The sequence below is a fragment of the Mycoplasmopsis bovis PG45 genome (genome assembly GCF_000183385.1).
Classification (GTDB): Bacteria; Bacillota_I; Bacilli_A; order Mycoplasmatales; family Metamycoplasmataceae; genus Mycoplasmopsis; species Mycoplasmopsis bovis.
Map to the genome: position 1 here is coordinate 542,094 of NC_014760.1, position 23,282 is coordinate 565,375.

Below are 23,282 nucleotides of genomic sequence, written 5' to 3' on the forward strand. Positions count from 1 at the left end.
TATGAGTGCAAGAGATCAAATTATTATTCATGGTGCTAAAGAAAATAATTTAAAAAATATAGATCTTACGATTCCCCAAAATCAGTTAATTGTATTTACAGGTCTATCTGGCAGTGGTAAAAGTAGTTTGGCATTTAATACAATTTATGAAGAAGGTCGCAGAAGATATGTTGATAGCTTAAGTAATTATGCGCGCCTATTTCTAGGCGGAACTAACAAACCTAATGTTGATTCAATCGAAGGACTTAGTCCTTCTATTTCAATTGAGCAAAAAACTACTCATAATAACCCTAGATCAACTGTTGGAACCGTAACTGAAATTTATGACTACTTTAGATTACTATTTGCTCGTATTGGTAAACCTTATTGTCCAAATCATAAAATTCCTATTACTACGCAAACTAATAATGACATTTTAAAAAGTATATATGAATTTCCTGATCAAACTCGTTTATACATACTTTCGCCAATTATTGATGGTGAAAAAGGCACTCACGCTAACCTTTTTGAGAAACTAAAAAAAGATGGCTTTTTGCGTGTTCAAGTTGATGGTCAAATTTACTCACTAGATGATGAAATTAAGTTAGAAAAAAACATAAAACACTATATTGATATTGTAGTTGATAGAGTTGTACTTAATGAAGAAAATCAAAATAGAATTTCTGAAGCTATTAGTGTTGCTTTAGATTATTCTAAAGGGCTTTTGAAAGTAGAGACTACTGAAGGAGAAATTAAAAAGTTTTCTAAATTACACTCATGTATTTACAAAGACTTTGATATGCCTAAAATTGATACTAAATTATTTTCATTTAATGCACCATTTGGCTCATGTGAGTTATGTAAAGGTTTAGGAGTTAACCTAAGAGCTGATTTTGATGCTTTAGTGCCTGAAAAATGAAGAACTATTAATGATGGTGCTATCAAAATTTATGCCAATATAGTTAATAGTCAAAACTTAGAATGGCAAGAGTTTGATATTTTGCTAAACACCTATAAAATAGACAAAAACACTCCAATTGATCAGCTTTCCAAGGAAGAAATTGAAATAATAAAATATGGCTCTAAAGAAGATATTGAATATGTTTTAGTTTCGTCAAGTGGCAATAAAACTAGAAGAAACAGACACATTCCTGGAATTTTAGAAAAAATTGAAAATGACTACTTCAATACATCAAGCGAAAGAATTAGAGACTGACTTAAAAAATATATGGGTTCATTCACTTGTGAAAAATGCAAGGGTTCTAGATTAAATAAATATGCACTTAGCATAAAAGTTAATGATTTTAATATTGATGACTTTACCAGAATGAGTGTTGAAGATGTATTAGAAACGTTAGAAAACCTAAAGCTTAATAGTGAAGAAACGTACATTTCTCAACTTATTTTAAATGAACTTTATAACCGTTTGTATTTTTTAAAAAATGTTGGTTTAGGTTACTTGACACTTAATAGGAATGCCGAAACTCTTAGTGGAGGTGAAAGTCAAAGAATCAAACTTGCAACTCAAATTGGCTCAAATTTAACTGGAGTTTTATATGTTTTAGATGAACCATCAATTGGACTTCATCAAAAGGATAATGAAAAACTTATTCAAACACTTAAAAATATGGTTAATTTAGGAAATACCTTAATTGTGGTTGAGCATGATGAAGATACTATTAAAAGTGCTGATTATATTGTCGATATTGGACCATATGCTGGAGTGCATGGTGGCAAAATTGTGGCTCAAGGGACTCTAGAAGATATTAAAAATTGTGAAGAATCATTAACTGGAAACTATTTAAGTGGTAAAAGAAAAATTCTAACTCCTTCGTTTAGAAGAAGTGGAAATGGTAAAACATTAATAATCAATGGTGCCAGTGAAAATAATTTAAAAAACATTAACGTAAAGTTTCCTTTAGGTAAATTTATAGGAGTTACAGGTGTTTCTGGAAGCGGCAAAAGTAGCTTAGTTAATGAGATATTGGTTAAAGGACTAACTAAATATTTATCAAAATCGCAAACTGAAAAAGTTGGTAAATTTAGCTCATTTAGTGGCTCATTTAATGTGGATAAAATTGTGGCAGTTAACCAGAGTCCAATTGGCAGAACTCCTAGAAGTAATCCAGCAACCTATACTTCGGTTTTTGACGATATTAGAGATATATTTGCTTCCGTAGAAGAATCTAAGGCAAGGGGATATGCTAAGGGAAGATTTAGCTTTAATGTTCCTGGCGGAAGATGTGAAAAGTGTTCAGGAGATGGTTATCTAAAAATTGAAATGCACTTTTTACCTGATGTTTATGTACCTTGTGATGAATGCGAAGGCAAAAGATACAATAGGGAGACATTAGAAATAAAATATAGAGGCAAAAATATTGCTGATGTCTTGGATATGACCGTTGAAGATGCTTTAGTGTTTTTTGAAGCACGTGCTAATATAAAAAATAAATTACAAACGCTTAGCGATGTGGGGCTAAACTATATAAAATTAGGCCAGCCATCTACAACATTAAGCGGTGGGGAAGCACAAAGGGTTAAACTTGCTACATATTTACAAAAACCGCCTACAGGCAAAACAATTTATGTTCTAGATGAGCCAACAACTGGATTACACTCTTATGATGTAGCTAACTTACTAAGTGTTTTAAATAAAATTGTCGATAATGGTGATACAGTTGTAGTAATTGAGCATAATTTAGATGTTATTAAGTGTTGCGACCATATTATTGATCTAGGGCCTGATGGCGGTAAAAATGGTGGTATGGTTATAGCAACAGGAACACCTGAGCAAGTTGCTAAAATCGAAAAAAGTTATACTGGTCAATATTTGAAGAAAATACTTAATTTATAGGACTATAGGGAAAATATGTTAGGAATTATAACGGCACTATTTTTAGTTACTTTATTTATCATAATTACTCTGGTAATATGAATATTTACTAGCAAAAAGAAAACGCAAACTAAAACTAGAGGAAAAATTTTTGAAGAAACCATTAAAGAAAAAATGATATCAATTGCATCTAGTAAAAATTTTCATTATTTAGATGGTGGCTTATTTAAGTATGCTGATAATAATTATTTTGAACTAGATGGCATATTAATATCAAATAAAGCAGTTTATATAAGTGAAGCAAAAAGGTACATTGGACATTTACATGGCGGTTTTTTTGATGACTATCTACTTTTAAAAGATGATAAGAAAGAAATAAGAGTTAAAAATCCATTTAACCAAAATTATAGGCACATAAGACATTTTATTAATATGTGTAAAATTAATGTTCCTATCTTTTCACTAATTATTTTCCCTGATTCAACTTCTTTGGACATTGACAAACAAGAGCCATCAACTATAATAGCATCTAAAAGCAATGTTGATTTGCTCTTAGATGAAGTTGAAACTTATATGGTTGATGAGCCTGATTTGGAAGTATCAAAAATAAATTTAGTTATCGATGCAATCAATGAAAATAGGGCACAATCAACTAGCGATAATATTAAATTTAATCAAATAATTTCGCAGAATAATGAAAACCAGTACTTTAACAGAACTTAAGAGCATAACATTTGATGCTAAGACATATATTGTGTTTCATAAATATAGCCCAGGTTCAAAGAAATTAAAATTAACGCTAAATGATAATGAGAACAAAATTGTTTTAACTTCACCAATTGAAAATTTTTCAATTGAAAATTGGAATAATTTTCAATTAGATAATTTACTTTTTAGACTGTTAAACAAGCACAAAGGTAAAAATAGCAAGCTAAACTCATCCAATGATTACAAGCAAATTTATTTAAGTTATAGTCCGGATAATCATAAAATTACTATATATGACAAATTAGTTGATTTAGAATGAAAATATCATTTGCATTCAAATTACAGTTTTAATTTTGATGAAGATAATTCCAAATTACAAATTTTTTGTAATGCATCACTTAAAGATGATGAAATCAAAAGAAAAAATTTATTTATATATGTTTTAAGCAGAATTTTAGAAGAATTTATTAGAAACAAGCAGTTAGAATTTGTAAAAATAATGAATCAATCTGGTTTTGCTTTATCAAATCCTCCTTTTAAAATAAATTTGAAAAAGAGAGCTTGAGGAACAAATATAAAAAAAGGTAAAAGACTTAGTAAAATAACATATGATGTTAAAATGATAGCACTGCCTATAAGGCTAATTGAAGCCATAATTCTACATGAACTAGTTCATGAATTTCACCCAAATCACAGTGACAAATTTTATGAATGCGGTTCATTTATAATGCCAGACTTTAAGGCTAGAAATAAAGAAATAAGGCAAATTATAGTGTACTTAGACAATTTCCAATAGTACTATAAAGCAGCTTAATACATAAAAGGAGTAATAATTTATGGGATTAAAAGCAGGTATTGTAGGCTTGCCAAATGTTGGCAAAAGCACATTATTTAGTGCTCTTACAAAGCATCAGGTTGAAGCATCTAATTATGCCTTTACAACCATAGATCCAAATATAAGCAGTGTTGCACTTAAAGATCAAAGATTAATTGAATTGGCAAAAATTGTTAATCCATCAAAAATTGTTCCAGCTACTTTTGACTTTGTTGATATTGCAGGATTAGTTAAGGGAGCTTCCAAAGGCGAAGGATTAGGAAATAAATTTCTTTCAAATATCAGAGAAGTAGATGCAATAATTCATGTTGTTAGATGTTTTGAAAACAAAGATATTATGCATGTTGCAAACGAAATTAACCCTGTTAATGATAAAAATGTCATTAACTATGAACTTATGCTAGCTGATATTGAAACTGTTTCAAATATAGTAAACAGAATAAGTAAGAAGGCTAAATCTGGTGACAAAACTGCGCTTATTGAATATAACTTAGCTCAAAAAATTAAACAAACTTTAGAAAATGAACTTCCTGCTAGATCATTAATAAATAATCTTTCTGAGGAAGAAGCAAAACTTATCAAAACATATCACCTTTTAACTGCTAAGCCTGTTATCTATGTAGCAAATTTATCAACAGAACAAATTAGCAACTATGCTGACGATAAGTTATTTAATGAATTAAAAAATTCATTATCTGAAGAGGAAAAAATAATTCCTATTTCAGTACAATTAGAGTCTGAATTATCTCAAGTTGATGAAACAGAAGCAAATGAATGACTTAATTCATACAATATTAATCTTAGCGGGCTTGATATTCTAACTAAAGAATCATTCGACTTATTAAAATTAAAAACATATTTTACTGCTGGACCAATGGAAGTTAAAGCTTGAACTTTTAAAGATGGAATGCTAGCACCACAATGTGCAGGCCTAATTCATAGTGATTTTGAGAAAAAATTTATTAAGGCCGACATTATAAGTTATGAAAATTATATACAATATAATGGTGAGCAAGGTGCTCGCAATGCTGGCAAAATTAGAAGCGAAGGCAAAAATTATATTATGCAAGACGGTGATATATGTCACTTCAAGTTTGGTAAGTAATTTTTTTTATGGGAGTTTAGTATAATGGCAGTACTGCAGTCTCCAAAACTGCTTGTAAGGGTTCGATTCCTTTAACTCCCGCCAAATATTTGTAAATGCCATTTAAGCCTGTAAAACAGGCTTTTTGTTATATTTTTTTAGTTTTAGCAATTAATTCTCATATTTTTATCCTAAGTCAAAATATAGATATAATATTGCTATTATGAATTCACAAAACACAAAAAATTTAACTAAGCTTAAAAAGCTATCTATTGCTTACTTGTCTCTGTTTGTAACCAATTTCGTTATTTTCTTAATAGCTCTTATTTTGTTGTTAGTATGACAATACAGTATTAAAAATTCAGTTGTTCCCTCAACTACTGAACTCGATCCAAAAATTTTAAATATTAATGATTTTTTAAACAGTTCGTCAGTAAACACAACAACTCTTGCATTTTTTGCATACTTGCTTATTTATTTACTTATAATTCCAATTCATATTGCAATGATAATTCTGCTAATTTTAGCTGCAATAATTGCACCAAACCAAAAATACTTAGTTTTATTTGTTGTTGGTACTATATTTAATATAGTAGCGCTTGTTGGCATAATTATGTTATTAGTTGAATTAAAGAAATTTCCAAAAGATGCAACTAATATGAATATAAATATACCAACAGAAAATAAAGTAAAAGTTAGTTAAATGCCTTATGGCATTTTTTTACAAATATAAATACGTATAAAACTATAAAACAAGTTCAAAAGAAAAAAACAGCAGTTGTAATTTCTGCTGTTTTCTAATTATTATTTTAAATACTCTTTGTTAAAAATTCCGACATAAGGTAGATTTCTCATTTCTTCTTGATAGTCTAAACCAAAGCCTACTAAAAATTCATCCGGAGCATGAAAACCAAACATATCTGCATTTAAAGCCACTTTTCTGCGATATGGTTTATCTAGTAATGTCAAGATTCGTATTGATTTAGGATTTCTCGTTTCCAAAATTTCTTTAACTTTATTTAAAGTAATTCCTGAGTCAATTATGTCTTCAACAATTAAGACATCCTTGTTTGCAATTTCTTCAGCCATATCCATAATTATTTTAACACTTCCTAGTGATTTAGAGCCACCGGCATAGCTAGAAGCTATCATAAAGTCTAGTTTGTGATCAACAGTTACGTCTTTAATTAATTGTGCTAAAAATGGTACACAACCTTTTAGTAAACCTACAATTATTAAACCATCAGTTTTAGCATATACATTATTTACTCAAGAAGCTAGCTCAGATATTCTATTTTCTAATTCTTCTTTTGAATAAACAACTTTAAGAACTCTCTTATCAATATTATTTTGCATAGCTAATGTCTAAAACTTTAATATTGTACTTTTGAGGAACTTCTACTTCAACAACATCGCCAATTCCATTAGCTTCCATAATTGCCTGTGCAACTGGTGATTCATTGCTGATCTTGTTTTCAATAGGATTGCTGTCATGAGGCCCCATAATTGTGACAACTAATTCTTTATTAGTTTTCATATTTAAATATTTAACAGTTGCACCAATTCCTGCTTTATTTTGCACCGCACTTTTGGTGTCAATAATTTCTGCATTTTCTAAAATGCGTTCTAGTTCTAAAATTCTTCTTTCAACTTCACTTTGACGATCACGTGCTGCATCATACTCAGCGTTTTCTGACAAGTCACCTTGTGCTCTAGCTTCTTTTAGAGAAGCTTGCACTGCTGGACGCTCAACAGTTACTAACTCTGTATATTCATTTTTATATTTGTTGTATGTCTCTTCTGACAAATAAATTTTTTCATTCCCAAGTAATGCCATTAAGTACTCCACCTTATGTTTTAATGAATTAATTTCAAATTATATATGAAAAAGCTAATGTTTAAAATTGTTAATTTTAAATTAGCACTTTAATTTGTTTATGCAGCTATACCAGCTAAATGCAATAAAAAATGCATCTTATTTAAGCTACATAAGCCATTTTTTAAATACTACAGCAATTAACACATTACATATATGACTATAAAACAGGCAAATATAGTAATTGTTGTTTAACAAAGATTACGATTTATAATCAAACCAGAATGGTATTATTGAATAATTAACTCGAATTATTTTTATGAATAATTAGGAACAGTAAAATCTAAGTATGCGATAGCTTTTTAACCCTATCCAATCATTAAAATTTTACATCGTTTTGTAAGAAAACTCAAATAAAAATTTTTTTTGGCGCAAATTGCAAAAAACTAGGTTTTAAAATTTTTTTGCCTAGTTTTTTATTTGCCTTTATAGGCAAGATAAGGGAGTGTCACAAAGTCCTTACCGGACGACACTTTTACGCATTCTTTATTTTTAAGAAAAATAAAGATATTAATAGAATTTTTTGTCACAAATGCACCTATTAGTTTTTTTAGTGTCAAAAAATAATAAATTTGCGCCAGCTTACTTGTATTAAAATATAAGATATTTTAATAAAATTAGATTTATTTATACTTTACAAAGTAAAGTATAGCAAAATAGTTGGTGTATTTATCTAAATATCTAATATTTAGATAGAGAGAATTTATTAATATGGCAATTATTTGAAACATTAAAAAAATAATGTTTTCCCAAAACTTGGTAGAAGTGTTTGAAATTTATATAGAAAATTAAGTCAGAAATTGATATTTTTTTAGTTAAAAAAACAGCAAATTTTTTAGTTTGCTAGTGGAAAATTTTCGCATTTTTTGAATTTTAATAAAAAAGTGTGGCTTGATTTTTTGCAATATTTTTGTAAATTACTCTTAGTTTTATAAGCTCAAAACAGTATAAACTTTGATCTTTTTTAATGTGTTTTTTGAATGAATTGTAGACAAAATGCTCAGTATATGAACTATCATTTTCATTATTTTTAAAGACAGTTAGGGAGTTATTTTTGATGAATTTATAAAAATTTTGTACATTTTGATGAATAACTTTCGGTATGTTTATAACACTAGAGTAAGCAAAAAATTCATTATAAAGTGTGTGAAACATTAATTCATTTTTAGTAAAAACTGCATCGGAAAAAGCATTTTTTCAGGGCTTATTTAAGCAATAATTTATATTGTTTTTAAAGTATATTTTATTCTCTTTAGAAGCAAATTTATTTGCACCAAATGTGTCATTAATTGCTTTTTTGATATGAAAAAGATCTAAGGAATATGAAGCATTTAATTCATTTGCTAGATGCTTTATTCATCTAGCGCCATCGCCATTTACAATAATTTCCTTGTTGCTTTTAAACTTATTTAATTGCTTACTTACTGTAGTTTTGATAAACTGCATATCATTAAATTTTGTAGTTGCTTCATCAATATTTTTAGTAAAAAACATATTGATTATGTTTGATAATTTGCTTCCATTAACAGTGTGCATTATTACCTGTCTTACTCTCATTTTCCTAATTCTTTCGCTTTTATGAAAGATATAAAAGTCATCCATTTCTAACATTAATTTGCTATTAGTTTTTTGTAAATTAGATTCAATATTTGCTAATATTTCATCATTCTTCTTCTCTATTTTTTCTTTAAGATTAAATGCTTTAAGATAATAATTTATTAGTTGCTTACTAGGGAAAATTCTTTTTAAACTATCAGGAATTTTGTTTCCTTCAAAATAAAATTTAAGTGCTAATTTAATAACATCTAGGTCATACTTAAACTTAGATATTTGCTTTAATTTTTCATCGTGATAATATGTAAAACGCTTACGCTTTCCGTTAGTATCAATAGTTTCATACATTGTAATATTGAGAGTAAAAATACCACCTAAGGTAATTCAGACTCTACTAGTTTTTCTAAAAATTCTTCAGTCAGGATAAAGACTTTTTCTTAGTACTGTTCTAAAGTAAAGTTCTTTATCATTTAACTCTTTAGCTTTAGCTGCATATAGACTTTTAGTAGTGTTTAAAACTTCATCAAAAATATCAATATCGAATTCATTCATAATACCTAAATTATATGCCCTGCTACTTTTGGCATTAAAACCTGCAAAATAAAAAAGGCCTTTAAATGCCCTTAAAATCGTTGTTATTGCTTAAGATGATAAAATATTCATCTTCATTAAAAGTAAGCCTTATTCGGGCTTATTTTGCTTAAATTAAGCCTGTTCTATATGCCCTGCTACTTTTGGCATTAAAACCTGCAAAATAAAAAAGGCCTTTAAATGCCCTTAAAATCGTTGTTATTGCTTGAGATGATTAAAAATTTATTCATCTTCATTAAAAGTAAGCCTTATTCGGGCTTATTTTGCTTAAATTAAGCGTGTTCTATAACTTTAAAGTAAACCTACGTTCTTCTTTTTGAGATTCATAGACAATATTTTTATATTTGTACTCTAATTCCTTAAAGAATAGATCGTTCATATTGTTTGTTATTTCATCAGATAGTTGTTTACTAAAATATATGCAATAATTTTTAATAATTGCTTCACAGACTTTTTTGTTTTTTAAGGCTTCATCTCTAAATTTTCAGTTTGTTTGAGTATCACTAAAACTATCAATTTCAAAATATTGAATATCATTTAAATTCTCATACAACTTTTGCATTACATTGTCATATATAATAGCCGAAGTTTGAACGTTATTTCATTCGCTATCTTCGATATATAAACTTTCAAAAAGTTTTCTATCCATTACATTTATAACAGAACAGTTAATAGCTATTTCTTTATCATTACCATAAAGATCAGTTTTTAAAATTAAGTTACCTTTATCATCTTCAGTATTTTTTCTATTTTTATCACTTACAGACTTTGCAGATAGATAATAAACTTTATCGTCAGAATAAAAAATTAAGTAAGGCCTGTTTATACCGTGGCCAAAAATATCATCACCTAATCTATCTTTTGCAATAGGAAATTTGTTTTCTTTATTTCTTTGTTTATAAACTTTACCAATTAATTTATTTGTCATATGCTTAAATTATATAAAAAAACTATAGACATAATAGCCTATAGTAGTTCTATCTCCTCATTTCGCCATCTCAAATGGTAGGCAGGGTCAGTTAGAACTAAACTGCCAATCTAGTTCTTATTCAGAACACTTTTATTATAACTTTTTTTGCTATACACAAAATAATTACTTAATTTTATTCTTAACTTTTCTAATGTATATAAAACCAATTAATGTACCAATACCAGTAGCGCCTAAAAGGCCTAAAGGAATAAATATTAATAGTATTTGCTTTTGAGTTAATTTCCTGCTATTGCTATTATTATTAATGTTTAATGGCTTATCTAAATCTTCAATAGGATCTAATAACTTATTTAAATTAGATATTGTAGCTAAAGCACTTCTTCTAGATACTTTAGGTATAGATCTTATTGTTAAAACAGATTCAATTGATTCATTGCTTTTAGTAGCTAGTTTTTTAACAACAGCATTTAATTCATTTAGATCAATATCATAATGCTTTTTGTACTCTAAAAAGTATTTTTCTTTTAATTGCATAATGATAGCATTAACTATTTTATTTCTTAATTCACTCATTATATGTTCGGTAAATTCTAGTTTTTCTAGTTTTAAAAATGATAAGTCATAGATAGTACTTGTGCTTTCATTTTCATTTTTATCATTAGCATTATTGCTTGATGAATTATCATTTGATGATTCACCATTAGGAGCATTTCTATTGCCATTATTAGAATTATTATTTGGATCTATAAAGCCGTTATTGCTTGATAGTTCATCGTTTATAACCTTAGTAGCACTATTAGTAATTTTTACAAAAGCAGAGTTTTTAATTCTAATGTTATTACCTATAATTTCAGCATTTGCACTAATACCTTTACCTAAGGCTAAAGCCCTAATAGTAGCTTCATAATTTTTAATTAATAAGTCTTTACCTAATTCTAAGTTTTTATCTTTAAACTGCTTATTAATTTCATCAATAACCTTAGTTTTTAATGATGAAAGCTTGCTTTCATTTAAATTAATATCATTAAGTTTAATTTTTGATAAGTCAATATCTTCATCTAAAGCTTGCGCTACAACATTAACTACTTCAACTCTTGCATAACCAAATTTTTTGCCTAAAGCCTGTAAGTTAGCAATAGAAATATTAACATTTTTAAAGTCACTTACATTAGTTTGCGGATATATTCTTTCTCTTGCAATTTGATCTAAATTCTTAATTTCATAGTCACTGCCTAGTTTTAAATTAGGAGTCTGTTTTTGAATTAATTTCTTAATTCATTCTTTAGCTTCTTCAAATGTGCTAGTGCCTTTTAAGTTAATTCTTTTAAATACTATGCCATTAAAAATACTTCTTTTATCTTCAGAAATATCGCTTTCATCATCATTAATACCATTATTGCCGGATGAATTGTCATTAGGTCATTTTTCACTAAATGGATCTGCATAAGGATTCTTATTAGGATCTATGCCACTATTTGAGCCGTTATTACTGTTTCCATCTCCACTACTTGAGCCGTTGTTTCCGTTTCTATTGCCATTAGTACTATTGCCATTAGCAGAGCCATTATTTCTATTTGAGCCACTAGAATTATTGTCAACGCCACTATTTGAACCATTATTACTGTTTCCATCTCTATTATTTGAATCATCATCTTTAGGACTTACTTTTTCTCAGTCACTACCATTAGATGAATTAGAAGGCTTTCTATTATTTGAACCATCATCACTAATAGACTTAGCAAAATCTAACAAAATAGTGAAACTATTCTTAGGCAATAAGTTATATTTCTCATTATTATTTGAATCAATAAATGAAACGTTGACTATTAACAATTTAAGTCGTTCGTTTAATTCATAATTAATATTTAGTAACTTTAAATGTTTTTCATCTAAAGATAAAAACACATCTTTTTTAGGTATAGATGGCAAATATTTTTTAAATGAACTATAGCTATTTTTAGCCGCTAAATTTAAGAATAATTGTGAGTTAAGGTTAAGGTAAATGTTTTCTTTAGTTTCTTTTTTATTAGATGGATCATTGCTATCGCCACTATTTGAATTGCCATTAGCAGAGTTATCAATTTCAACAGGTACAGCATATTCATCTTGACTTAGTCTATATCTAGTATTTGTAGTTTTAAACTTAAAAAATACTTTTAAATAGTTATCTCCCCCAACTTCAACTTTACTTAATTCTACTTTATCGCTATTTTCGAATTCATCTAAATATTGTTTAAATTTATCAACAGTTGCAATATCAGAAATATTTTTTTGTTTTGGTATTTTCTTAAACTTAGGAGTTATAGCAATAGGGCTATTAACTTCAAAGCCATTTCATAAATCATTAATATATTGCTTATAATACTCCATTACATCTTCATAATTGAGCAACTTTATTTGTTCATATTTTAATTTTTTAGTAGCTTCTAAGTATTCAAAAAATCTTTTACCTTGTTTAGTTTCTCATAAAGGCTTTAATGAATCAAAATTAGGTAAGTTATCTAAAAATTGACTATAAGGGCTACTGTCTTTATTAATTAATACAAATTTATAATTTGATATTGAATCTTTAGCATTTGACGTAAAAAGTCAAATACCTTCTTCAGAAAAGTAATTATCAGATCCTGTTTCATTTGCTAACTCTAGAAAGCGTTTTTTAGCATTTTTAGGTATTTTATAAAGCCCGCGGCTAGTTAGCTTAAATAATGTAGCATTTTCATTTTTACCTATTAACTGTTTTAATGCCCCTTTACCATCTAATACAACTGCTTCAGCAATTACTCCAGGATCTAAGTCGTTTTCATTACTATGCGGAGCAAATAATGTTTTAGTTTTATATGGTGCTTTAGTTATCTTATAGTAGTTTTTGTCACTGCCAGAAATATCTTCAGCAAAATCACTATTAGTATAATACCATCCATCTTTTTCAGGATATTTATTAATATCATCATGAGCAAATAAGCCCGAATCCGGCTTAGTATTGCCATTCTTAAAATCAAATCATACTAATTGTTTTTTAGTACCAGTTTTTTTATCAATTAATGGATCATATTTAGGGTTAGGAATTGGCTTACCATCTTTATCTTTTTTAGCTTCGCCTTTTTCATCAGTTAAAAACTCTTCTATTAATTCTTTTTGGTGTTTATTTTTCTCAGGATCTCAGGCAAACCATTTATAGTCCATTTGACTGCTTCTAGAATCAATTACAATTATTTTTGTATATTTATACTCAACTTGTTTGTGTGCTTTATCTCTATACTTAGTTATTTCAATTTTATATTCATTTTTAGCATGCGAGTTAGAATCATTCTTAACTGTTTTATCATTTTGATCTTTAATATCAGCATTAAAAACTCTTTCATTATCATTAGCGTCTTTTCTATTGTCAGTTAAGTCTTCTTCGAATCTATAGTTAATAACGTCAATTTTTTTACCATTTATAGTAATAACTTCAGTTTCATCACTAGTAGCAGTAAAGTTAACTTTTAATGGCGTATGTGCAATTCATTTTCCGCCATATCTATCTGGTCCTGTTTTAATTTCCGGCTTATCACTAGGATATTTTACTAATTTATCATCCACCAATTTTGTCGTGCCATTTTGAAAGTCAACTCATTTTCCTAATTTAATTATTAGTCTCTGTTCTAAGTCTTTTGTAGCAATTCTTCCATTATATGTAGCAGATGGAGTAATATTAACTTTTACATTGTGAGCAACTAATTCTTTAAATGAGCCATTTTCATTTTTTAAATAAATATCAATTGTGCTAGGGCTAGTAACTTCAAATTCAGCCCTTAGTTTAGAATTATTAGTATTTTGCCTATTAAACTCCTGCAATTTTTCATCTAACTTTTGAATGTTAGTTTTATCACCGTTTTCCTTATATTCATCAGTGCCTAATTGTCCGCCAGTGTCAGATTCAAAATTAAAGTTATATGCTTCTAACCTACTTTTAATATTGTTAAAGTCAGTTTTATATTTACTAAAAGGATGAGCAACTTCTTTAGGAATTCTTAGATCAACCGTTATTTTATAGCCAGTTACATGATCTCATTTAGGCTTATTTGTGTCATATGTTATTTCAGCCTCATTCTCTTTATTATGCCCAAACAAATTTTCAGCCTTTTGTTCTAGCGTAATTTTTGTGATATATTTTTCAATATTTTCATAATTTGAAAATGGATTCTGTGTATGTTTAGTTACATAATATTTAAATGTGTTTATAAAAGCTTCTTTATTTTTAGTGTCATCTTCATTTTGAAGTCGTTTTCAATAAAGAGAATTGACAAGTGAGCTTAAATTAGAGTACTCCGTAGTTTTCTCAAAACCTCTAACTTCTTTGCTAGTAATTTCAGGGCAACCAAACATACTTTCACAAGGGTTCTCATTATAGTATAATGAACGTCATTTTCCTTTTACTTTGTCAAAAAAGCCTGTATAATCATTTACTGTTTTAGGTTCTCAAGTTCGCATAAAAAACTCAGTTCCTGCTGTATTATTAGGTACTTCATCAGGCACCTTAAAATAATTTCAAAATTGAGAACCTTTATTTTCATATTCAACAGTTATTGGATATTTACTAGTTGGAAAGTCAAAATATCTAGTATTTGTATTGCTTGAATTAGTATGGAAAAAAGCACTAGTATTTAGTGCTACTAAAGGTAATGAAAAAGTAGTAGATAGTATTATTTTTAGTTTCTTTTTATTCATACTTACTCATTTCTATTGTCATTAATTAAAGCTTCTAATTCATCATACTTTTGGCTTATAATGTGCGAATCTAATTCGCCATTATGCATTCTATAACGTTCAAATTTCTTTTCACTATCTTTAACTGTCTTTACTTTTTCATTGATCTTAGTCATTGTTTCATCGTGCTTAATATCTAATAACTCTCTCATTTTTTCAAAATACTGTGCTTCTTCTAATAACTCCATACTTAAATTAGCCAAAACTCTTTTGTCTAACTTGCTATTAGTATTAATTAAGATATCTAACTTTTTATTAATAAGCATTAACTCAGCCCTATTTTTTAATAACTCTCTAGTTATATTTGCTTGAAAAGGGGCTAATGATGAATAAAACACCTTTCTCATTGCATAGTAAATATCATCTAATGCGTCTTTAAAAACTATCTCTTTTTCCTTGTTATATAAATATTCTTTAAACACTTCAGCAATTGCTTCCGATGTGCTTTTATTATCTATTTCAATTATCTTTCTAAACTTTTCGAACCTTGCTATATCTTCTTTTTCATATAGTCTAAAAGTTATCCTTAATGGATCGTTTTTCTTACTCATTGTTTTCTCCTTTTTTGTTTAAAAAAATAAAAGCAAAATGGCCTTATTGACCTATTATGCCTTTATCAAAAAATAATTGTTTTTCATACTCGTTGTAGTAAATACTGCCTTTTATTTTTGAATACATATGTAAGCTAAAAATTAAGTTTCCGACGTCGCTATCAGCTAAAAAGCGTTGGTGTGTATTATTAAGCCCACCAGTTGACTTGAACATATCCATAACTGCTTCTAAGTCTTTTTGCTTAAGGCCAAAGAACTTAGCATATTGACAGTTTTGCAATATAGCTTCAGCTTTTTTAGTTATATTGCTTGAACCTAAAAAGTCGGATGGATTCTGTGTACAAAGTATCATACCTGCATTAAACTTTCTAACTGTTTTTGTCATTGTATAAACAAAGTCTAATGTAGCTGTATTGCTTGGATCAATATACATGTGCAATTCATCAATAACTAATACTGTTTTTGCTTCTTTATCTTCTATTGCATTATTAAATATTTTGTTTTGAATAAAGCTTAGGAGAACAAATAGTCCTACTTGTCCACTATCTTTAGAAGTATTAAATAATTTTTGCGTATTGAAAATGATAAAGTCATTAGAAAGATCAATATTTGTTTGCCCGTTGTAAATATATTCATATTTACCGTTATTTTCATAGTCAAATGAAAGCCTATCAATAATATTAGCTAAAACAATTTTCTTTCTCTGTTTTTCAAATTCATCTTTTCATTTGTACTCTTGTAAATGCTTAATTAAGTCACTAATTATTGGATAATTAAACTCTTTTAATTCATTAATGTTTTTTAAGTTATAAAGCCCTATCTTTTCATATAGGCTTCTTACCATTGACATTAAAAATACAATGTAGTCTTGATTCCAGTCAGCATTAATTAACTTAAAGTATGTTTCTAACCATTCTAAATGTTTATTAATTATTAACTTAGTGCTAATTTCTTCATCATCATTAAAAAGCTGTATTTGTACATGTAATGGATTAATTATTGTTTTATGCCCTAGGCCTAAATCAATTAAAGTAGCGCCAAAATTATTGCCTAATTTTGAATACTCATTTTGTGGATCGATAATATATACCTTATTATTGTGTGCTAAATGGCCTAAAATAGCCTTTTTAACATCAGTCGACTTACCTTTACCTGATGAACCTACAGTAAACATATTGTAATTAACTCTTCTTGCACTCTTTTTATAAAATTGGTCAAAAATTATAGGTTCTCCAGTAGAAGCGGTACTGCCTAGGATAAATGCATTATTATCATTATTAGTTTCATTCTCAAATGCCCAGCCATGGCTAATGTTATAACTACTCATTGGTATTGCTTCGTGTAAGTTATCACTAGTAATTAAGCACGCTTGCGCTAAGGCTTCAAATTGTTTAAAAGGTACAGTGTTAATGTTTAACTTAGCCCTTTTAGCAGTAGTTAAAACTTTACTTTCAGCTTTTCTTAATTCTTTTAAGCTGTTAGCTTCATTAATTATCATTAATGAACTATTCATTAATAAGTTTTTATTCTCTTGTAATTGACTCTGTAAATATTCTAAGGCTTCAATTTGTAAACTAGATGAAGCCCTAAAGTAATTTGACTTAATTAATGTTTTATTATCACTCATCCTTTTGCCAGACTTATCCAATAAAGCAGCTTGCGACGCTTCATTGAATATGCCCATATTTCAGACAATAGTAGCGTCATTGTCAAATAAGCTTATAGCCCAGCCTTCGCTTAAATTAAGCGGTAATTCGCTTATTGTATGTATTGAATAGTATTTGCCATCTTTAATAAAGTAATTACGCTTAAACACTGTATCAGATGAAAGCAATTCATCTAATGTTTTAGGCTTATTAGTTTTAATTTCTTTACTTATAGGCTTCTTTTTAAAATTGCTTTTTAAAAACTTGAAAAACTCTTTAACTTTTTCTCTAAAAGTTAATGTTTCAAAAATATGATCATCTTTAGCATTAAATGAATCTCGTTGGTTATTATTCATTTGATATTCTAAATATTTAATTGCTTCTTCTTCATTTAAAGTCTTAAGGCTTACAGACGCTAAAAACTTTAGCAATTCTAAGCCTTCTATTAATTCGCTTTCAATATCCATTGCATTAAAGTTAGCAATAGTATTAAGCACCATTTTTTTAAGTTCTAAAAGATCTTTAGCATATACTGCTATATAGTATGTATCCACTAATAATTCAGTATCTAGTAACTCTAAGTCGTTATTTACATATTCATAATATGTTTTATAACTTTTAACTACACTTTTTGCACTTTTATTAGCAGCTAATGTAGCTAATTTTCTTTTTTTATTTTTCTTTAAGCATTCAAAATTTTGCCTGTAGTCAGCTAACTCTTTTTTTCTTATAAAAGTTAAATGATAGTCACTTGTATCTAATAGTTCAGTAAACTTATTTAAAAATACTTCTCTATCTTCAGAATCTTCATTTCATGGACTTTTACCTTGGAAACGTAAAATAGCAATATATTTTGAACCTGCTTTTAATTGTTTAGTTTTTATAAACTTATTCTCAATAATAGCTTTATAAGGAACTAATAATTTAGGGCTATATTGATTCTTATTGTATTTTTTGACACTAAAAAGATATTTAATCATTCTAAAAAATAGAATGTATAGTCGACAGTCATATTTATTCGACTTAATTAAAATTGTTGAAAATGCTAGTATTAGTAATATAGAAAGAATTAAACTTCACTTCTTAGGATAATTAGGGGGAAATACTGTATAACCTATTGTTACACTAAGAATAATCACAATGCACACTACCAGAAAGTCTAGTCAGCTAAAGGACTTTCAAAAGTAGTTTTGAGTCTTTTTTAAATTTTTAGGCTGTAGCATTATTTACCCTTCTTTCCTTTACTTTTCTCTTTAATATCATTAAGTTTTAGAGTTTCTAATTCATCATTAATACGTTTTACTTCTTTAGCATTTTTTTCAACTAGATTCTTAATTTCTTTATTATCTTTACTCTTAGTTTCTTTATCAGTATTTGAATTAGATGAATTACTGCTTGCTTGACTTTCTACATTACTATTACTACTATTAGTATTAGAATTTACAATTTCATTTGCTTTATCCTGCTTATCAATATCACTTCATTTTTTATTATCAGTAATTTTGCTTAGTTTATATGCGCCTACATTACCATCAACATTTGATGAGCTGTTTCTAGTAAATAAATTTCTATTTTGTGCGCTTGTATAGAATTTTGATCTATCTTCTTGCATTGCACTTAGTGCAGTAGTTCTTCTAATTGCTTTTTCTTTAGTTAATTTAGTTTTATCTAATTGTGCTTCTTGTTTATTAAGTTTGTTATCTAACTTGTCATTAGTTTTATCTAATTGACTCTTAGTTTTATCAAATACTTTATTAAGTTTATTTTCTTCTTTGCTACTTTTAGCTTTAAGTAGCTTCTCTTGTGTTTTTAAAAGCTTCTTTTCTAGCTTATTATTAGTTTTATCTAACTTATCCTTGTTTTTGCTAATTGACTCTGTAAGTCTTTTTTCTTCTTTATCTTTTCTTCTTGCTACCCTAGATGCCGCATTGGCTTTATGCTGTAATAAGCCACCAGATGATTTAATATCTTTATCACTTAATTCTTTTAAATAGCTTTTATCAGCTTGTAAATTAGCACTATTATCTACTGCATTATTAGGTACATTTGCATTAGTTACTAATGAATTAGCATTAGCAAATAAGCCTGTAGGTATTGCATTACCTACTGCAGGGCTTGGAGAAATTGAATTAAAGTTAGAAGCTTCATTAGCAACATTAGATGAAGCAATAGGGCCATCTAATTGTGACTTAAGACTTAAGTCAGCTTGTTTTTGGTCTCTTAATTTAAGCTTATTAACCTTTTCAGCTTGTCTTTGTGCTTTAAGGGCTTCTAAAGCTTCGTTTCTTTGTTTTAATGTAGTTCTACCAGCTTTAAAGTTTTTGTTAATATTTCTCTTTTCGCTTAAGTTTTCTAAGAATGATCTACCAGCGTGAGTTTTATTCATAATACTCTTAGCCGGGCTAATAGCGCCACCTAGTAGTTTTTTACCGAATTTACCAGCTACCAATGATCCAGCTAATAATCCAGCACCAGCTGCGATAGTTCCTTTAGTTTCAGCCATAGTTTCTCTTGCACTAGCACTTTCACCAGCAAAAGCCGCTGTAACACTAGTTAAACTCATAACACTAATTATTCCACCAATAATTAAGGCAATATTCATTAAGAATCTTTCTAAGAAATTAATATCTAATGTATTACTCCACTGTGTAGTTTTAGTAATTCATACTGTCAGCATTTGCAATCCAATTAGCATACCTATAATTGCAAACGACTTAGTAGAATACATTTCAATAAATTGTTTCATTCTTTTGCCATCATCAGAAACAGAAGCCGCGACAATGAAAGGGCTAATTACAAATAAAAAGAACTGTTGGAATATTTTTTGTACTACTGTTATTATGCCTAATACCATAGGTATTAATGAACCTATAGATAATATAGTCCCCATAAACCAAGACTGTGCATTTGCACCATTAGGTAAATTACTATATGTATCATATGATACATAGTAAGATCCATATTCAGGATGAGGCTTTGACCAAGTAGCAAAAGAAACTCCTTTATTAGCTCACGCTTTATCATAAAGCGATTCAAATATACTTTGTCCTAAACCAACATTTCCGCCTAAAACTAATTCAACTAGTATGCTTATCAGTATAGAAAATACATATAAGGCAATTGGTATACCAATTAAAAACAATGTGCCTAGTAGGCTATTTTTCATAGCAATTGAAATAGGTGAAGGTTGATCCGACTTTTGAAATTGCACTCTAACAGCACTAAGTGCAAAAAGAATTGCAAAAACAAAAAATGATATTATTGCCATTCTTAAAAATAGTATTGGTAATTGTGCATTGGCAAATGATTCACCAGGGCTAATGCCAAAAAGTAAATAAGATGGTAAGGCAAAAGTAATCATCTTATATATCTTTACAACGGAATCAAGCAATCACAGCGGAAGTCTAACAGTAATATTAAACAAACCAAACCATATGGTATAGCCTAGTCATGCAAACATTTATATTATCCTTTCACTATAGTAATTTTTAAAGTTTTATTATGAATTAAATAAAGGGATAGCTAACCTAGCTAACCTTTCATACACTTTGTAATATACCCGTTATCACTCCACTTATTGCTCAGGCAATAACAACGAAAATAATAAAACCAGCTAGTCATTTAATTTTCTTTAATTCATTTGCTCTTTGTTCATCGCTATCAGCTTTAGAAGCTTTAAATCAAGCTGTAGCCCCAACAATTAAAATTGCTATTACTAAGATACCTGCTAAAGCACCTAGTGTAATATTTATATATTTTTGAACTGTCGCTGCTAGTTCACCTAAACTAGTATTTAATGCGCCAGCGTCAATAGGCCTAGTTGCACCATTCATAATTATTTATCTCCTTAAAATATTTAAATTATTGATACTAATGCACCAATAAACGATGCAATAGTAATTGCACTTAATAAGCCAGTGCTTATTGTTATGCCTAGGCATAATTTTCAACTATGCCCATATAATTCCCTAGCCCTATTTCTAGCTGCTTTATCTTTTTTAAAGCAGTTTTTAAATTCAATTAATAATAGAGTTATACTTAGGGAAAATGCCATTATGCTAAATAGCATAAAAATGAAAATTGGAAAAATTGCGTGAATAGTTTTTCTCCTTTTCTTTTAATAAAAGAAACTAAAAAAGCCAACAATAAAATTTACTGTTGGTATTTACTTATTACTTTAAGAGTTATTCAGGTATAAGATCTAAAATAATTTGCTTAACTAAAGGATCATTATCATCAATTACTTCTTCTAATGAATTATCAACATTTTCATTTAAAGACTTAATCAACTCTTTTTTATTATTCATCTTCATCTTCTCTAGATTCATCGCTTTTAAATTCTCAACCAAAATTGTTTTGATAGTGTTTAATTATTTCTTTTGCTTTTTCTAAGGCTTCATTTTTGCTTAAAATTCTAGGCTTATCAACTTTATCAGCTAGCTTTATATTCTCTCAAATAAAGTCATAGTAAGGCTTTAATTCTTCTTTCTCGAATGCTTTCTCGAATGCTTCCTTAGTGCCCCGGCTTAATGCAACATACATTGGCTGTATAAACAAATGATACTCATAATATGCCCATCTATAAGCGTCTCTAAAGTCAGTTTTAACTTCTTTATTTACATCAGTAGGGAATAAGTATAAATCATTAGATCTATCATCAGTAAAGCCAACTAATTGCCCTAATTTCATATAATCTAATACTGCGTCATGAAAGCTATCTAACTTTTCAATTAGTTTTAACTTCTTAAAGTTATCAGTCAGCGACTTCTCTTTATCTCACTCTTGCTTTTTAATTAAAGCTTTTTGCAATTCTAAATAAGTTGTTAGCATTTTTCACAATGGATATTGCATTGTATAACGTTTGGCTTTAAGTCAAATTATTAACATTAGAACATCAATTTCTAAATAATACTTTTTAGGATCTAATTTTCTTCCGTATAAAAACTCATTATGTATGAATAATTCATTAGGCTTATTAGTTTTATTGTAATTATAAAAATCAGTATTATTGATCATCCTATTGTAAACTCACAATTTAGATGGCCGCTTTTTTGATTCATTCGTTCTTAATCCATCATAATTATTTTCAGGCGGTATCTCTTTATAGTACTCTTCCATTTTAAATGAACCAGGTGCTAAGTCGGAAACTTTTTTTGTTGTTAACTCACCCCATTCATACTTTCCGGCTTTACCGTGAAATTCTTCTAATTTTGCTAATGTATAATTTCTAACATTATCAAAGTCAACATATTCTTTATCAACACCAGTTAATGCTTTCTCTAAATTAGAATTAGCCATAATTTCAGAAACTTTATCAACTAAAGAAATATACTCATCTTTACTAATTCTCTCCGGAGAATTGCTTTTTTCTCGATAAATAAAGCCATTTTTAAAGTGTTCTAAGTTTCTAACATAATAAGAAACTTCAGCTATTGATGGAAAGCCAGTATCATCAGCATATAAATTTTTAACTTTTCTATACTCTTCCACACTAGGAATTAATTTTTTAAAGCCTTCAGCGTTATTATTAAGCACTAAATTTGCATAAACTGCATTTTTAGTATCTAATATATCTTCTCTATTAATTGTATAAGTCTTGCCATTATATGTAAATTTGGTAGGTACAATCTCTTGTTCATTTTCATTAAATGAATCTTTATGATCAGGATCTTTTCTAGGGGGCGTTGTATGAGATGGGCCACCCGTGATAATCTCACTAACATTAAGTCCAAAAAATTTGCAACTAACTGTAACTAAAGGCATTAGTGTTACTAAGCCTAGTCCGCCTATTATCATTCTCTTTTTCATTTTCTTATCTCACTATCAAAATTAGTTAGATATATTATATCATAATATTTTATCTATGATAAAATATTGACCGTTAACTCTTATTTTTTAAAGTAAATACCATTGCTTTTACTTCTTAATTTGTTTTATTTTTACTT

The 23,282-nt window shown here is 28.3% G+C and carries 17 protein-coding genes and 1 tRNA gene; 6 read left to right on the top strand and 12 right to left on the bottom strand.

The genetic code is table 4. The features are described from left to right. Position 1: 1 nt before the first annotated feature. The 6 genes from uvrA to MBOVPG45_RS02365 all read left to right on the top strand — a co-directional run bounded on the left by uvrA (position 2) and on the right by MBOVPG45_RS02365 (position 6,142). Complete coding sequence (uvrA, locus tag MBOVPG45_RS02340; protein ID WP_013456203.1) at positions 2 to 2,833, top strand: excinuclease ABC subunit UvrA; 2,832 nt, start codon at positions 2 to 4, stop codon at positions 2,831 to 2,833. 15 nt (positions 2,834 to 2,848) lie between these two features. Next, the gene (locus MBOVPG45_RS02345) at positions 2,849 to 3,535 is read left to right on the top strand and encodes a nuclease-related domain-containing protein (RefSeq protein ID WP_013455949.1); all 687 of its coding nucleotides are present in this window, start codon (positions 2,849 to 2,851) and stop codon (positions 3,533 to 3,535) included. Next, complete coding sequence (locus MBOVPG45_RS02350) at positions 3,507 to 4,316, top strand: M48 metallopeptidase family protein (protein ID WP_013456347.1); 810 nt, start codon at positions 3,507 to 3,509, stop codon at positions 4,314 to 4,316. The genes MBOVPG45_RS02345 and MBOVPG45_RS02350 overlap by 29 nt, the downstream gene beginning before the upstream one ends. Before the next feature lie 40 nt (positions 4,317 to 4,356). Next, positions 4,357 to 5,460 carry a redox-regulated ATPase YchF gene (gene ychF / locus MBOVPG45_RS02355; RefSeq protein WP_013456428.1) on the top strand — a complete coding sequence of 368 codons (1,104 nt, stop codon included), beginning with the start codon at positions 4,357 to 4,359 and terminating at the stop codon, positions 5,458 to 5,460. Between the two features lie 10 nt (positions 5,461 to 5,470). Continuing rightward, a tRNA-Trp gene (locus MBOVPG45_RS02360) sits at positions 5,471 to 5,544 on the top strand. A gap of 118 nt (positions 5,545 to 5,662) precedes the next feature. After that, entirely contained in the window at positions 5,663 to 6,142 is a 480-nt protein-coding gene (locus MBOVPG45_RS02365) for a hypothetical protein (RefSeq protein WP_013456513.1), read from the top strand. A 101-nt stretch (positions 6,143 to 6,243) separates the two neighbouring features. Here MBOVPG45_RS02365 and hpt read toward each other — a convergent pair whose 3' ends face one another. The 12 genes from hpt to MBOVPG45_RS02420 form a co-directional block, all read right to left on the bottom strand. Beyond that, entirely contained in the window at positions 6,244 to 6,795 is a 552-nt protein-coding gene (gene hpt / locus MBOVPG45_RS02370) for a hypoxanthine phosphoribosyltransferase (protein WP_013456577.1), read from the bottom strand. Beyond that, complete coding sequence (gene greA / locus MBOVPG45_RS02375; protein ID WP_013455996.1) at positions 6,785 to 7,276, bottom strand: transcription elongation factor GreA; 492 nt, start codon at positions 7,274 to 7,276, stop codon at positions 6,785 to 6,787. Before greA ends, hpt begins: the two co-directional genes overlap by 11 nt. Positions 7,277 to 8,188: 912 nt before the next feature. Continuing rightward, positions 8,189 to 9,421 (bottom strand): Mbov_0401 family ICE element transposase-like protein, encoded by a 1,233-nt coding sequence (locus MBOVPG45_RS02380; protein WP_013456457.1) that lies wholly within the window; start codon positions 9,419 to 9,421, stop codon positions 8,189 to 8,191. Between the two features lie 322 nt (positions 9,422 to 9,743). Beyond that, a complete protein-coding gene (locus tag MBOVPG45_RS02385) occupies positions 9,744 to 10,388 on the bottom strand; it encodes an Mbov_0400 family ICE element protein (protein WP_013455973.1) in 645 nt (214 codons plus the stop codon). 165 nt (positions 10,389 to 10,553) lie between these two features. After that, on the bottom strand, positions 10,554 to 15,101 hold the full coding sequence (locus MBOVPG45_RS02390) for an Mbov_0399 family ICE element protein (protein WP_013456091.1): 4,548 nt from the start codon (positions 15,099 to 15,101) through the stop codon (positions 10,554 to 10,556). 2 nt (positions 15,102 to 15,103) lie between these two features. Continuing rightward, a complete protein-coding gene (locus tag MBOVPG45_RS02395; RefSeq protein ID WP_013455975.1) occupies positions 15,104 to 15,691 on the bottom strand; it encodes an Mbov_0398 family ICE element protein in 588 nt (195 codons plus the stop codon). Between the two features lie 43 nt (positions 15,692 to 15,734). Next, positions 15,735 to 18,560 carry an Mbov_0397 family ICE element conjugal transfer ATPase gene (locus tag MBOVPG45_RS02400; RefSeq protein WP_013456301.1) on the bottom strand — a complete coding sequence of 942 codons (2,826 nt, stop codon included), beginning with the start codon at positions 18,558 to 18,560 and terminating at the stop codon, positions 15,735 to 15,737. Continuing rightward, on the bottom strand, positions 18,560 to 20,797 hold the full coding sequence (locus MBOVPG45_RS02405; RefSeq protein WP_013456125.1) for an Mbov_0396 family ICE element transmembrane protein: 2,238 nt from the start codon (positions 20,795 to 20,797) through the stop codon (positions 18,560 to 18,562). The genes MBOVPG45_RS02400 and MBOVPG45_RS02405 overlap by 1 nt, the downstream gene beginning before the upstream one ends. A 67-nt stretch (positions 20,798 to 20,864) precedes the next feature. Next, positions 20,865 to 21,170 (bottom strand): Mbov_0395 family pilin-like conjugal transfer protein, encoded by a 306-nt coding sequence (locus MBOVPG45_RS02410; protein ID WP_013456404.1) that lies wholly within the window; start codon positions 21,168 to 21,170, stop codon positions 20,865 to 20,867. A gap of 23 nt (positions 21,171 to 21,193) precedes the next feature. Continuing rightward, positions 21,194 to 21,391, bottom strand: coding sequence for a hypothetical protein (locus MBOVPG45_RS02415; protein WP_041309103.1), 198 nt, complete (start codon positions 21,389 to 21,391; stop codon positions 21,194 to 21,196). 130 nt (positions 21,392 to 21,521) lie between these two features. Further along, positions 21,522 to 21,644: a hypothetical protein gene (locus MBOVPG45_RS04820; protein ID WP_013954775.1), complete on the bottom strand. Its 123-nt coding sequence runs from the start codon at positions 21,642 to 21,644 to the stop codon at positions 21,522 to 21,524. Further along, on the bottom strand, positions 21,637 to 23,145 hold the full coding sequence (locus MBOVPG45_RS02420; RefSeq protein WP_013456593.1) for an MAG3960 family lipoprotein: 1,509 nt from the start codon (positions 23,143 to 23,145) through the stop codon (positions 21,637 to 21,639). The genes MBOVPG45_RS04820 and MBOVPG45_RS02420 overlap by 8 nt, the downstream gene beginning before the upstream one ends. Positions 23,146 to 23,282: the final 137 nt, after the last annotated feature.